The organism is Novosphingobium sp. TCA1 (assembly GCF_009811895.1).
In the GTDB taxonomy this organism is placed as follows: Bacteria; Pseudomonadota; Alphaproteobacteria; order Sphingomonadales; family Sphingomonadaceae; genus Novosphingobium; species Novosphingobium panipatense_A.
This window is the reverse complement of record NZ_BLJH01000008.1, coordinates 133,136-145,632: the sequence shown is the minus strand read 5'-3', so window position 1 is coordinate 145,632 and position 12,497 is coordinate 133,136. Positions and strand designations below refer to the sequence as shown.

General features: G+C 63.2%; 16 protein-coding genes. 8 read left to right on the top strand and 8 right to left on the bottom strand.

Going from position 1 to position 12,497, the window contains the following annotated elements; all coding sequences use genetic code 11:
• Positions 1-71: 71 nt before the first annotated feature.
• Positions 72-335: a hypothetical protein gene (locus NTCA1_RS12015; RefSeq protein WP_159830695.1), complete on the top strand. Its 264-nt coding sequence runs from the start codon at positions 72-74 to the stop codon at positions 333-335.
• A gap of 151 nt (positions 336-486) precedes the next feature.
• On the opposite strand, the gene NTCA1_RS12010 is transcribed toward NTCA1_RS12015, so the two are convergent.
• From NTCA1_RS12010 to NTCA1_RS11995, 4 genes are all read right to left on the bottom strand, one after another.
• Positions 487-1,038 carry a nuclear transport factor 2 family protein gene (locus NTCA1_RS12010; protein WP_159830694.1) on the bottom strand — a complete coding sequence of 184 codons (552 nt, stop codon included), beginning with the start codon at positions 1,036-1,038 and terminating at the stop codon, positions 487-489.
• Positions 1,028-1,924 carry an SDR family NAD(P)-dependent oxidoreductase gene (locus tag NTCA1_RS12005; protein ID WP_159830693.1) on the bottom strand — a complete coding sequence of 299 codons (897 nt, stop codon included), beginning with the start codon at positions 1,922-1,924 and terminating at the stop codon, positions 1,028-1,030. The genes NTCA1_RS12010 and NTCA1_RS12005 overlap by 11 nt, the downstream gene beginning before the upstream one ends.
• On the bottom strand, positions 1,921-2,457 hold the full coding sequence (locus NTCA1_RS12000) for a nuclear transport factor 2 family protein (protein WP_159830692.1): 537 nt from the start codon (positions 2,455-2,457) through the stop codon (positions 1,921-1,923). Before NTCA1_RS12000 ends, NTCA1_RS12005 begins: the two co-directional genes overlap by 4 nt.
• A gap of 125 nt (positions 2,458-2,582) precedes the next feature.
• Entirely contained in the window at positions 2,583-4,820 is a 2,238-nt protein-coding gene (locus NTCA1_RS11995; protein WP_236549271.1) for a fused MFS/spermidine synthase, read from the bottom strand.
• A 62-nt stretch (positions 4,821-4,882) separates the two neighbouring features.
• Between NTCA1_RS11995 and NTCA1_RS11990 the strand changes: the two genes are divergently transcribed.
• A complete protein-coding gene (locus NTCA1_RS11990; RefSeq protein ID WP_159830691.1) occupies positions 4,883-5,104 on the top strand; it encodes a hypothetical protein in 222 nt (73 codons plus the stop codon).
• Here NTCA1_RS11990 and NTCA1_RS11985 read toward each other — a convergent pair.
• The 3 genes from NTCA1_RS11985 to NTCA1_RS11975 all read right to left on the bottom strand — a co-directional run bounded on the left by NTCA1_RS11985 (position 5,101) and on the right by NTCA1_RS11975 (position 7,095).
• The gene (locus NTCA1_RS11985) at positions 5,101-6,384 is read right to left on the bottom strand and encodes a cystathionine gamma-synthase family protein (RefSeq protein ID WP_159830690.1); all 1,284 of its coding nucleotides are present in this window, start codon (positions 6,382-6,384) and stop codon (positions 5,101-5,103) included. The two genes, NTCA1_RS11990 and NTCA1_RS11985, sit on opposite strands and share 4 nt — an antisense overlap.
• A gap of 65 nt (positions 6,385-6,449) precedes the next feature.
• Complete coding sequence (locus NTCA1_RS11980) at positions 6,450-6,680, bottom strand: hypothetical protein (protein ID WP_133084552.1); 231 nt, start codon at positions 6,678-6,680, stop codon at positions 6,450-6,452.
• A gap of 184 nt (positions 6,681-6,864) precedes the next feature.
• Entirely contained in the window at positions 6,865-7,095 is a 231-nt protein-coding gene (locus tag NTCA1_RS11975) for a hypothetical protein (RefSeq protein ID WP_159830689.1), read from the bottom strand.
• 41 nt (positions 7,096-7,136) lie between these two features.
• On the opposite strand from NTCA1_RS11975, the gene NTCA1_RS11970 reads away from it, so the two are divergent.
• The 6 genes from NTCA1_RS11970 to NTCA1_RS11945 all read left to right on the top strand — a co-directional run bounded on the left by NTCA1_RS11970 (position 7,137) and on the right by NTCA1_RS11945 (position 11,700).
• The gene (locus tag NTCA1_RS11970) at positions 7,137-7,370 is read left to right on the top strand and encodes a hypothetical protein (protein ID WP_159830688.1); all 234 of its coding nucleotides are present in this window, start codon (positions 7,137-7,139) and stop codon (positions 7,368-7,370) included.
• A 57-nt stretch (positions 7,371-7,427) separates the two neighbouring features.
• Entirely contained in the window at positions 7,428-7,694 is a 267-nt protein-coding gene (locus tag NTCA1_RS11965) for a DUF6356 family protein (protein WP_159830687.1), read from the top strand.
• 29 nt (positions 7,695-7,723) lie between these two features.
• Positions 7,724-8,185 (top strand): hypothetical protein, encoded by a 462-nt coding sequence (locus NTCA1_RS11960; RefSeq protein WP_159830686.1) that lies wholly within the window; start codon positions 7,724-7,726, stop codon positions 8,183-8,185.
• A gap of 97 nt (positions 8,186-8,282) precedes the next feature.
• Positions 8,283-9,125 carry a class I SAM-dependent methyltransferase gene (locus NTCA1_RS11955; protein ID WP_086491501.1) on the top strand — a complete coding sequence of 281 codons (843 nt, stop codon included), beginning with the start codon at positions 8,283-8,285 and terminating at the stop codon, positions 9,123-9,125.
• Positions 9,126-9,231: 106 nt separating this feature from the next.
• Positions 9,232-11,190: an FAD-binding monooxygenase gene (locus NTCA1_RS11950; RefSeq protein ID WP_159830685.1), complete on the top strand. Its 1,959-nt coding sequence runs from the start codon at positions 9,232-9,234 to the stop codon at positions 11,188-11,190.
• Positions 11,191-11,232: 42 nt separating this feature from the next.
• On the top strand, positions 11,233-11,700 hold the full coding sequence (locus NTCA1_RS11945) for a MarR family winged helix-turn-helix transcriptional regulator (RefSeq protein ID WP_159830684.1): 468 nt from the start codon (positions 11,233-11,235) through the stop codon (positions 11,698-11,700).
• A gap of 41 nt (positions 11,701-11,741) precedes the next feature.
• Here the strand turns inward: NTCA1_RS11945 and NTCA1_RS11940 are convergent, their stop codons facing one another.
• Positions 11,742-12,497, bottom strand: a complete 756-nt coding sequence (locus NTCA1_RS11940; RefSeq protein WP_159830683.1) for a CbtA family protein — start codon at positions 12,495-12,497, stop codon at positions 11,742-11,744.

Sequence of the window (12,497 nt, the reverse complement as noted above, 5' to 3'; positions counted from 1 at the left end):
GGACATCATGCCGATTTCGTATCATTCTGGCTCTGACGCAGCGGATAAAAGTTGCGCGGAGGATGCCAACCATGATCGAAAAGAATGAAGTGGACTCGGGCGAAAAGGCGATGATCCTGTTGCAGAGCCTGATCTGCTACTTGCGCGAGAAGAACGTTCTCAGCCGCGCCGATATCGAAGAACTGCGTGAACGTGTGGAAGGCCGGATTGCCGATGCGGAAACGCACCTTCCGTGCGCCAGCTCCCTGGCGACAGCAGCGGCATCGGAGATGCGTCAGCTGGAACAGTTTTGCGGCAAGAAGTATGGCGGCAAGCACCGTCACCGGGTGAATTAATCACGCCACTTTGCTGGTTCGAGGTCGCCAAATCTCGACGGGCCGTGTATTTTTTGCAATCTTGCGTGCATTAATTGCCGGGAATTTTACCCCGGTTTGGTGCCGTAAGACGGTCGTTCGATGTCCCAACCGGCGCTTGAACGGTTCAGGGCTACGTCTGCTTGTGGGATACGGCACGCCGATTCACCAGTGGACGGTGGTAGGATGGATCGCTCTCATTTCGGCAGGACTGCCCGTTCACGCCGATATCCTGAACTTCGGCGAAGGGAAGTGCCATCGGCGGAGGCAGGCAGCTCCATTCTATGACGTTGATGCGTAGGGCGATTCGCCAGCGCCGTTCTCGCCGCTCGAAGCGATCCAGATAACGGCCGCCCGCCATCCAGAGGCTTTCGTCCCGATTTCTGCCGATGAACTGGTAATATGTTTCGACGTGGGCGCTATCGCCCGTCAGGTCGATGGTGCTTTGAAGCAGGGCGTGCTGCGTCAGTATCTGCCCGCTTTCATGCATCGGAACAGCCCAATCCCAGCAATCGGCTGCGCTGCCCACAAAAGGCCCTGCTGCGATCTGCGCGTCCTCATGGAAAGCCGACAAATAAGCGGCTCTGTCGAAGCGATCCATTCCGCGCGAAAAGCGGGCCAGGCACTCCTCTATATCCTGCTTGTCGAGCAGTGCGGACAGCCGGGCGTCGCGATCACTTTCCACGGTAGTCCACCTCGCGAATTGGCTTCCAGATCGGCGCCCCCCGTCGCGCCCGCGCGGATGCGATCACGGACCCATCCACATCCGTGATGCCGTATTCTTGTGCGAGTTCCGCGGTCACGAACTCGCCGCCCGACCGTTTCATGATGTCGGGATCGACTGCCAAGGCGGCGATCACCCGCCCGGGATGCTCCACCGAACTGCCCTGCATCGATGTGATCGAACTGGTCATCCGGTCCCCCATCCGTGCGAGATTGTCCTGCGCCTTTTCCGTCAGCGTCAGCCCCTGCCAGAGCGTGAGCGAGGCCACGCCATGCGGTTCCAGTTCTATGGCCATGTCGCGTGCCATGCGGTCGGCTGCGGACTTCGAAGTCCCGAACACCACGCCGTAAGTGTATGTAACGGCCGCAAAGCCCGAAATGGCCACGATCAGCCCGCCCCCCTGCGGCACCATCATGCGCGCCGCATGCCACGCCGCGACGTAATTGGACCGAACGCCGACGTCCCACATCTCCAGATTGGACAGCGGCTTCTCCCAGAAGCCTTTCGGTTCGAGCAGATCCTCGGAGATGGTGAAGGCATTGTTGACCAGGATATCGAGCCGTCCCTGCTCCCGCCGGATCCGATCGAACAGTGCGGCGACTTCCTCGTCCCTGCCATGATCGCAGGCGGCGGCAACGCCCCGTCCTCCACTGCCACGCCCCCTTTCATCGCATTCGGCAGCCGTACCGCCCACGGTTCCAGGCAGGTAATAGTCACCCTCTCGAACGGTTCGGCCCGTGACGTAAACGGTTGCTCCCTGCTCCGCCAGAACCAGGGCGATGCCTTTGCCGATGCCGCGACTGGCACCCGTGACGAGTGCGATCTTTCCTTTCAAAGGCGCGCTCATGCCATCTCTCCCGCAAACCAGTCTTCGCTGAAATCCCGATGGGCTCTTCCGGTAAAATGCGTGCCGGCAAAGGGATAGCCCATTACGCCTTTCGACCAATCCGCGGCATCGCCCCAATCCTGCTCCCAGTCATAGAGCATCACGCGATCGGCAATGCGCCACTCCGCGCCGCGTTTTTCGAGCCGGTCGAGATAGCGACCGCCGATGCAGGTATCCCTGTCGCCCGCGCCCAGATCGATACGATGATAGGAAAGCACATGGGTTTCCGCGCGCGCATGGCTTTCGGATAGCGCAATGACCGACTGGCCGATGAAATGCTGGGTGTTCCTGATCGTCGGGGATCCCGGAACCACCCAGCCGAGATAGGTTTCGAAATCGCCGCGATGGACACCGTAGTCGAAACGCGCCTCAGGCCACCAGCACCCCTGGATGATCTGCGCGCTTCGCCGGTCCTCACCTCTCGCGAGACGCGCGATGCAGTCCCGGATCGCCTCGCGATCGAGCATGTCACGAACGGCCACCGCCTCCGTCATCGTCCTCTCCGCTTCTGTTATCGCGAAAAGGTCTATCGCACTTTGGCGCAAGCGGGAGCGCTGATTGCCATGGCGCCGCTCTCATCGCAGGGACGAAGGCAGTGCGCGCTCCCGATATCTCTATATCATGGGTTGCCGATCAAGCGGTCCCATCGCACGAAGGGCAGGATCGACGCGTGGTCGTCCGTCCAGGGGTGTTCGGCGCGGTCGTCCAGCAGCGTCCAGGGCATATCGGAACTGCGCGCGACGAGCGCTTCGAGCACATCGGCATGCCGGGAAAGCGCGATCCAGCGGGAAGGCGTATAGCGTTCGGTGTCGGCCGGGCTATCCAGTCGCGAAATGGCGGACAGCCCGGTCGCTTCCGCATTCCTGCCGACGACCGGCGCCAGATCGATATAGCGGTTGGATATGTGGAGCAGCAGCAGCCCTCGCGGCGTCAGCGCGCGCGTATAGACCTGCAAGGCTTCCTTCGTGAGGAGATGCACCGGGATCGCGTCGCTTGAGAAGGCATCGATCACCAGAACGTCGAAGGAATTTTCAGGCAGCCTGGCCAGTTCCAGACGCGCATCGCCCAGCACGACGCGGGCATCGGGCGTGCAGTCTCGAAGGAACGTGAAGCGGCCGCTCGTCGAGAAGCGCAGGATCTCGGGATCGATTTCGAAGAAGGTCCACCTTTGCCCCGGCTGCGACCGGCAGGCCAGCGAACCCGTTCCCAATCCCACGACGCCCACTCTGGCGCGCGCGCCTTCCAGCTGCGGCACTGCCGCCAGAGCAAGCGCCACGCCCGAGGTCGGCCCATAATAGGTCAGTGCATCGCGCGACCGCCCCGGCTCCAGCGATTGTTCGCCGTGAAGCGTGGTGCCATGGGCCAGTGTGCGCAGCGTTCCGCCTGCCGCATCGCGCACGGTATAGATGCCGAAGTAGCTGCGCGTCCGCTCGTTCTTCAGCGTGGCGCGAATGGTCCAGATCCCGCCCTGCGCCACCATGGCGATGGCCAGGACCGCCATGAAAGCCCCGCGCCAGGCCATGACCATGACCCCGGTGCCGACCAGGAATACGGTGAGAAGCACGGCGGTCAGCCCTTCCTCGGGACGCAGGGCATGCTGGTCGAGTTGCCAGCCGAGGAATGCCGCCAGCCCGAGCAGCAAAGCCAGCGCGATCCTGGCCATGCCGGGTTCGATACCCTCTCCGCTGCGCCAGCGCAGCAGCGGATCGAGCGGCATGAGCAAGGCTCCGGCCAGAACCAGAAGCGGATGCTCCCAGGCCCAATCGAACACCAGCGGCGCGATCAGCGCCGTAAACATCCCTCCCAGGGCGCCGCCTGCCGACATCACCAGATAGAAGTGCGTCAGTTGCGCCGGGCCGGGCCGAAGGTCGTAGAGCCGACCATGCAGGGCCACGGCGATGCAGAACAGCATGAGGCAGGCGCCGCCCGCCACCCATAGTGTTCCCGATCCGTTGGACAGCATCGCATAGCTGCCCGCAAAGAGCACAACGACCGGAGCGACCAGCGTGGTCGCCCTGGCCGGTGCCCGGCGGTCCGCAAAAGCGACGACGAAGCTCAGGAGATAGAGCCCGAGTGGAATGACCCAAAGCAGCGGCATCGCGAAGATGTCTGTCGTGAGGTGCGTCGTCGTCGAGAGCATCAGCCCGGACGGCACCGCCGAGAGCGCAAGCCAGAGCGCCACCCTTCGCCAACCGACCCTCGCTGCTGCATCGGGATGCACTTCAGACCTGGGCGTGGAAGGCAGGTTTCGGCGGCTCGCCGCAGCCAGAACGACCAGCAGGACGAGCAGGCCGAAGCCGATCGACCATGCCAGGCTCTGACGATGCAAGGTCAGCAAAGGCTCTGCCAGCAGCGGATAGGCGAGCAATCCGGCAAAACTGCCGAGGTTGGAAGCGGCATAGAGCGCCCAGGGCTGACCGGCCGAAGGGTCGGCGGCAAACCAGCGCTGCATCAGCGGAGCCTGCGCGGAAACGGCAAAGAAAACGGGGCCGATGCTCAGGCCCAGCAGGAGGGGCACCCAGAGAACTTCCGAAAGGCCTTGAGGCTGTGTCAGACCTGCAAGGCCGACCGGCAGCGTCAGCCCCGCCAGCAGCAGGACACCAATGTGAACGAGAGCCTGCCTGCGCAGCGGCAAGCGGCCCAGCATGTGCGCGTAGGCATAGCCTGCAAGCAGCAGCGCCTGATAGACCAGCATCGCGCTGTTCCAGACGTTCGGCGCCCCTCCCAGCCGAGGCAAGGCCATGCGCGCGACCATGGGCTGGACAAGGAACAGGAGGAAACTGCCCACCAGCACGGTCGCGATGAACAGCCCGCGTGCGGCTGGGCGATTTCCACTGCCATTCAACTCGGTGATCACCCGTAATCCAATGTCAAAACTTCAAGCGCGAGGCTCTATCCCACGGAAGGAGCGGGATAAAGATGGCTGATGCCCTCGGTCATAGCCGCATGCGATCACAGCCAGAGGATTTTCCCGATCTTCCGCATGCGCTCCGCAGGTTAGACAAGCGCATGGCAAAACTGGAACAAGATCTCGCCTTGCCGCTTCGGCAAATGGTCAACCCCGTGCAACTGGGCCTGGGCACCGCCGTCGCGTGCCTTGGCACCGCACTCGCCCTGGGCCACCTTGCGGCTCTTCTCTAGCTGGCGTCCAAGGCCTGGGCCAGGTCCGCAACGATGTCATCCGGGTGCTCGATGCCGATCGACAGGCGGATGGTCGATTCCAGAACGCCGATCCGGTCGCGCACGTCGATCGGCACACCGGAATGGGTGGTCGTTGCCGGGTGGCTGGCCAGCGATTCAGTGCCGCCAAGGCTGACTGCCAGCTTGAATATCTGCAACGCATTGAGAAACCGGAATGCGGCAGGCTGGCCGCCGACGATGTCGAAGGCGAAGGTGGAACCCGCACCTGTGCATTGCGAGGCGAAGACTTCCGCCTGCCTGCTGCCCGTGGGATAGAAAGGGGGATAGGCGACGCCTGCCACCTTGGCGTGAGACCGCAGGAAGCCGGCAGCAGCGGCGGCATTGGCATTCGCGCGCTCCATGCGCAGGCCCAGCGTTTCGAGCGAGCGACCGAGCATCCAGCAACTGTGCGGATCGAGCTGCGTGCCGATGGCGCTGCGCAGCAGCCGCACCTGGCGCATCAGGCTTGCCGAGCCCAGCGCCGCACCGGCCACAAGGTCGGAATGGCCGCCGACATACTTGGTGAGCGAGTAAAGCGAGATATCGGCGCCCATGCGCAGCGGATGCTGGAACACCGGGCCGAGCAGCGTATTGTCGCAGACCAGCAGCGGACGATGCCCCTGCTCCTGTCCGATCTCGTCGCAGAGCCGCTTCAGAAGCGCGATATCGACCAGGCTGTTAGTCGGGTTCGCGGGCGTTTCCACCAGTACCACCGAGATCCGGCCAAGCGTGGCTGCATGCCGGGCAGCGTGGGCGATGGCTTGTTCGTCCAGGCCATCGCTGAACCCCACTGCCTTGATGCCGAGGTTCGCAAAAGTCCTGGCGAGCAAGGTTTCCGTCCCGCCGTAAAGCGGCTGCGAATGGAGGATGACGTCTCCCGGCCGCGCGAAAGTCAGCACCGTCGTGGTGATCGCGCCCATTCCAGAGGAGAACAGCACCCCCGCCTCGGCGCCCTCGTAGACCGCCATGCGGTCTTCCACGATCTCGCTGTTGGGGTGATTGAAGCGCGAATAGACCAGCCCCCGGCCCTGCCCCGGCGGCGGTTCCTTGCGACCGGCGACGTAGTCGAAGAAGTCCCGCCCTTCTTCGGCGCTCGGGAAAACGAAAGTGGAAGTGAGAAAGACTGGCGGCTTGACCGCACCTTCAGAAAGAAGGGGGTCGTAGCCGTAGTTCAGCATCAGGGTGTCCGGGTGGAGCCTGTGTTCGCCGATCGTCGTCTTGCTTTCGCGCGGAGCCGTCATATGCCTCTCCCTGCTATGGGCTCTGCAACGTAACGCACCTCATAAAGGTTGCAATTACCGTGCGTTCAGGCCGGGTTCCGGGTCCCAGGCGAACTGCGATCGGTGTTCGGGGTGAAACCCATCTGCTTCAGAAGATCGGCCAGCCGCTGTCCGTCGGACTTCACCCGGTCCAGCCAGTTCTCATGATCCATGTGTCCCAGCGCAGACCGCTGGAACTGCCCGGCAGCGCGTACTGCCTCCGCCAGAAGACGGACCTGAAGCACCGATCCCTCGCCCTTCTCGCGCCTTGCCGCCACTCTCTCTTCCGGCAACGCGACGCTTCGGATCTGAACTGCCGGTCTTGCGTAAATGCTCACTTTAGCCGCTCCCAACTGAAACGCGGGACGTCCGGTCTCTGAAACCCGGCGTCCCGAACTCTTCCATCACCTTGCGACAACGCAGCCGCGCGGTTCGAGTTTCGCGAAACCGCTGCATCAGACATCAAATATCGGCTTCATTTCTACATTTGCGCTGCCGCCTGCAGGCCATTCGCTTCACCGCAGGTTCATGGTCACTCATCGCCGGGGCGCCCATATTCGTGATCCACCGGCTTGACGAACAATTCTCAATTAAATAGGTTGAGAATGAAAGCCGATTACGAGCTTTCCGCAATGCCAGCGCCGCGCCATGCGGCAGATCGGGAATAATCGGCGGGATCGCGCGGATTTCCATCCAGCGGCCTCGCCTCATGAACGGGAAAGGAAAAGCGACCCATGCCCCAGAGCGATTTTCACGTCGTCCGCAAAGGCCTCGACTGGGCAGTGAGCCTCCACGGCGTATTCCTTGCCGCCTTCGAAAGCCAGCGGGCCGCGATCAACCGTGCGATCGATGCAGCCCATCAGGTCGGCATGAAAGGCCACCGCGCCCAGGTCCTGCTCTTCGGCGAAGATACCCGTCCGCAGACACAGTGGGTCTTCGGCCATCATCCTTATCCGCCCACCGCTTGATCCAGTTGCGGGCGCGCGCCTAACTGCGCGCTCGCGTCAAGCAACAAGGATGCCTGCATGTTCAAGCAACTTTTCGTCGAACACCCCCGCACGGTGAATGAAAGCTATGCCGAGCACTGGGTCGTGGCCAATCGCTTCGGCATCAGGATGGTCGTCGCCGGGCTCGGGACGATGCTGCACGGGTTCGTGCCCGGCTTGCTGACCCATGCGGGCAGCAACATGATTCGCAAGTTGCATGCGGAAATGACAAGCCGCCGCTCCGGCGCAGCGAACGCCGTCCGCGAACAACCTTCAAATGCCTGGCAGCTCGAATACGAAATCTGACGCGAGGACGTGTCCCGGAAACGGCGACCATGAACCTGGAAGCGGATCTTCGCGAAACGCTGCGTGAAGTGGCGCGGGCCATGGCAGACGCGAAGGGAGACTGGTGGATCATCGGCAGTGCCGCTGCCGCCCTTCACGGCGCGGGGCCGATCGTGGTCAAGGACGTGGATGTGCTGCTCGGCCTCGACGATGCGCGCCGCGTGCTTGCCCGTCTGGGCCTTCCTGCATCGCCCGGCCTCCCTGACGGAAAGTTTCATTCGGCACTGTTTGCAACCTGGCGCGACAATCCGCTGGACGTCGAATTCATGGCAGACCTGAAATTGTGCCATGACGGCAAGTGGTTGCCGGTAAGCCTGCGCACCCGGCAAGCCTTCGGGATCGCCGGGGAAGTGCTCCATGCCCCCGACCGTGAGGAACTGATGGCGCTGTTCGCAAGCTTCGGTCGCCCCAAGGATATCGCGCGCCTGCGCCTGCTGCACGCCCTCCCTTAGTGTCAGGACCCTAGCGACTAACCCGTATTACCCCCCAATAGCCCTGCACCCGGGCCCCGGTTCGAGCGACTATGCGGCAGATGTCGGGAGAAGGCCGATGCTGGAGGGTGCCGATACCGAGCTGTTTTCCGAACTGATCGCCACTTGCGACGGCATGCTGTCGGCGCGCGTCTATCAGCGCATCTACCAGACCGCGCAGCGCGGCGGACTGATCGTCGAAGTCGGCACCGCGCTCGGCGCCGCGACGGTCGCCCTCGCGCTGGGCCTGAAATCGTCGGGCAAGGCGGGTCATGTCTATACTTTCGATCCCATGACCGGAGGCCCCAGACGCTCCATCAAGTCCGTGGAACAACGCATTGCCTGGATTGAGAAAAATCTCTTGCGTTACGGCGTTGCGGACCTCGTCACGATCATGCCCTGCGATCTTGCGGGCGGCCTGGCCGAATTGCCGAGCGGAGAGCCGGTTGAGGTGCTTATGCTGGATGCCGATGGTCGAATCGATCGCGATCTCGAAGCGCTTCATGGCCACTGCGCGGCCGACTGCGCGCTGATCATCGACGATGTCGCGGATCTGGTGAGGGTGAGGCGGAAAGGCGCAACCTACCGCATCGACAGCAAGATGCGGCTGTCCTGGCTCCTCACCAACATGCTGGTCTCGACCGGCCGGATCAGCCCCGGTGAACGGCTGGTGAATACCTATTTCGGCGACCTGACCTGCGACCCGACGCGAATCGTCGATCATGCCGAAGTTCTGGCCATCTACCGGCAACTGGTATTCCAGTCCGCCTCGGCCAATCGCCTGCAAAGGATCCGCTCGCGCCTCATGGAATGGGGCCAGGAAGTCGCGCCGGATTTCGCGGCGCAATGTCGGCGCGTCTACAGGCGCGCGAAGTATCGCACGATCGGCACCGATACGGCCGGAGACAAGGCCGCCGCCTGACAGGATCTGCCCTCACCTCAGTCTTGTTTGACAGATCATTTTATGTAGTATACTACATATATCGAACAGCGCGCACCCGCCTGCGTGCCGAGGAGAGGATCAAATCATGCAATTTCACCTGAACGGTTTCCGAACCGGCGACCCCGCCCTTGCCGAATCAATCGACGCAGAATCCACGGATACCGAACCTGGCTCGAAGGCCAACGTCGATGTCCTAATCGTCGGTTGCGGCCCCGCCGGCCTTACCCTGGCCGCGCAGCTTGCCCGGTTCCCCTCCATCCGCACCCGGATCGTGGAACGCAAGGAAGGTCCGCTGGCGCTTGGCCAAGCAGACGGCATCGCCTGCCGGACGATGGAAATGTTCAATGCCTTCGGCTTCGCCGATCGCGTCGCCCGCGAAGCCTATTGGGTCAATGAAACCACCTTCTGGAAGCCGGACGAGACCGATTCCCGCCTGATCGCCCGCCACGGCCGCATTCCCGACACGGAAGACGGTCTCTCCGAATTTCCCCACGTCATCCTCAACCAGGCGCGGGTCCACGACTTCTATCTCGATGCCATGCGCAATGCGCCGCGCCGCCTCGTGCCGGACTACGGTATGGAGGTCGTTGACCTGAGCATTCCGAACGACCCGGCCGAGCCGGTCACCGTCAGGCTCCGGCCAGTCGGCACCGAGGGGTACGAGCACATCGAAGTCGTACGCGCCCGTTATGTCGTCGGCTGCGACGGCGCGCGCAGCCAGGTCCGCAGGGCCATGGGGCGCGAGCTTCACGGCGAATCCGCCAATCAGGCCTGGGGCGTCATGGACGTGCTGGCCTATAGCGATTTCCCCGATATCCGCCTCAAGACCGCGATCCATTCCGCTGATGAGGGCAATATCCTGATCATCCCGCGCGAAGGCGGCTATCTCGTGCGGCTCTACATCGAGCTGGACAAGCTCGGGCAAAACGAGCGCGTTGCGGCGAAGAACATCACGCAGGACCAGCTGATCGCCGCGGCCCGGCGCATACTCCATCCTTACGTGCTCGACGTGAAGGAAGTGGCCTGGTGGTCCGTCTACGAGATCGGCCAGCGCCTTTGCGACAAGTTCGACGATGTCCCGGCAGGCGAGGAATCGAACCGCGATCCCCGCGTGTTCATCGCTGGCGATGCCTGCCACACCCATAGTCCTAAGGCGGGCCAGGGCATGAACGTATCGATGCAGGATACTTTCAACCTCGGCTGGAAACTCGCCGCCGTGCTTCAGGGACAGGCCAAACCGGCATTGCTGCACACCTACTCGGCCGAGCGACAGGCGATCGCCGGGGAACTCATCGATTTCGACCGCGAATTCGCCAAGATGTTCAGCGCCAAGCCTAAAAGCTCCGAGGAAGAGGACGGCGTCGATCCCGCCGAGTTCCAGCGCTATTTCATCAAGCAGGGCCGCTTCACGGCCGGCACCGCTACGCGCTATTGCCCCTCGGCGCTGACCGGCAATGGGGCGCACCAGCATCTGGCACCCGGCCTGCCTGTCGGGATGCGCTTCCATTCCGCGCCGGTCGTGCGGCTCGCAGACGCCAGACCGATGCAGCTGGGTCATGTGGCGGAAGCTGACGGACGCTGGCGCATCTATCTGTTCGCCGGGAAAGACGGGCTGGCTTCGGGCGGATCCATCGACGCGCTGTGCCGCTTCTTGGAAACGGACCCTGCCTCGCCGCTGCGCCGCCACACGCCCGCAGGCGCCGACCGCGACGCCGTGTTCGACTTGCGCGCGGTATTCCAGCAATCGCACCAGTCCTTGTCGATGGACGAGCTTCCCGGCCTGCTCTGGCCGCGCAAGGGCAAGTTCGGCCTGCGCGACTATGAGAAGGCGTTCTGCGCGGATCCGAAGGCGGGCGACATTTACGCCATGCGCGGGATTGACCGCGAAGAGGGCTGCATGGTGATCGTCCGTCCCGATCAGTATATCGCGCAGGTCCTGCCGCTTGGTGCCCATGGCGAACTGGCCGCCTTCTTCGGCGCCATTCTCAACGATCAGGCCCCGCGGATCGCCGCCGAAACCTGCGAACAAGCCGTTCCCGCATAAGAGCATCTTGAGCAGGCGGCGGTTCTCGCGCTAGGTGGCTCCATGAGCGACCTAGAGACCATGCCCGGACACCTGATCCGCCGCCTGCAACAGATTTCCGTTGCCCGTTTCACGTCGCGCATGACCGAGGCCGGAATAGACCTCACCGCCGTCCAATATGCCGCCCTGCTGACTCTGCGCGACCATCCCGGACTGGACCAGCAGACCCTGGCGGGCATGATCGCCTATGACCGCGTGACGATCGGCGGCGTAATCGACAGGCTGGTGCAGAAAGGCCTGGTCGATCGCGAGGTCAGCCCGGCCGACCGGCGCGCGCGCGTGCTCATGCTGAGCGATCAGGGGCGCAGCGTGCTGGACGCGGCAAGCCCCTGGGTGGACAAGGTGCAGGACGATCTCATCTGCCATCTCACCGCAGAAGAGCGCGATATCTTCCTGACAATACTTCAGAAAACTACGCAAGCGGGGAATGAGATGAGCCGCGCCCCGCTACGCCGGACCGTCAAGGCCTGATCCTTCCAAGACCTCGGAAGTTCAGGCCGCAACCTTTTATTTCAACGCGATTTCGATCGTCTGAGAACGCGCTCGGCCCAGAGTCCGAAGGCCAGCCCGATCGTCGTCCAGAGCACCAGCTGCGTCCCGATCGAGGCCACACGGAACTTCCAGAGGAGCACGGCCGGGAAATCGGCGGGGACTTCGTTGATCGTCGGCAGCAGGAACTGACCCAGGCCGACCAGCCCCAGATAGATCACGATACCCAGCAGCGTTGCATCGAAGCCGCGACCGGGACGCGCCATGACGCCTCGAATTCGGGCAGCAACACCCGCCGCGCCAAGCGACAGCGCGATCATGCCGAAGTAGGCGGCCGTACGCAGCGCGACGGTCTCGTGCTTGCCTACCGCAGGCGGCGTCTGCGGATACTTGATGGCCGGCACCACGACTACGAGCACGAATGTGAGCGCCGCGAGAAGCAGCGCGAAACTGCGCGGCCCGAGATGGCCCATCCGGCCATAGCCATAGGCGAAGACGAGCGAGAAGATACCGCCGACGGCAGCGCCATAGAGCGCCAGCGCCGTCACCAGCCCCGCGCCCTTCTGGGTATCGCGACTGACGAGTTCCTCTTCCTCGGGCTCACCATGCGCCATTCCGGCATGCTCGGGAGCGGCCTGGGGAGCGGGCGCGGAATGGCTCTCCTCATAACCGATCGCAAGGTCGATTTGGGGTTCGGCAAAACCGCGCGCGAACAGCGTGGCCAGAAGGGCGCCCAGGATGCCGGCAAGCATCCCGCGCCACAGCAGATCTCTGGTCAT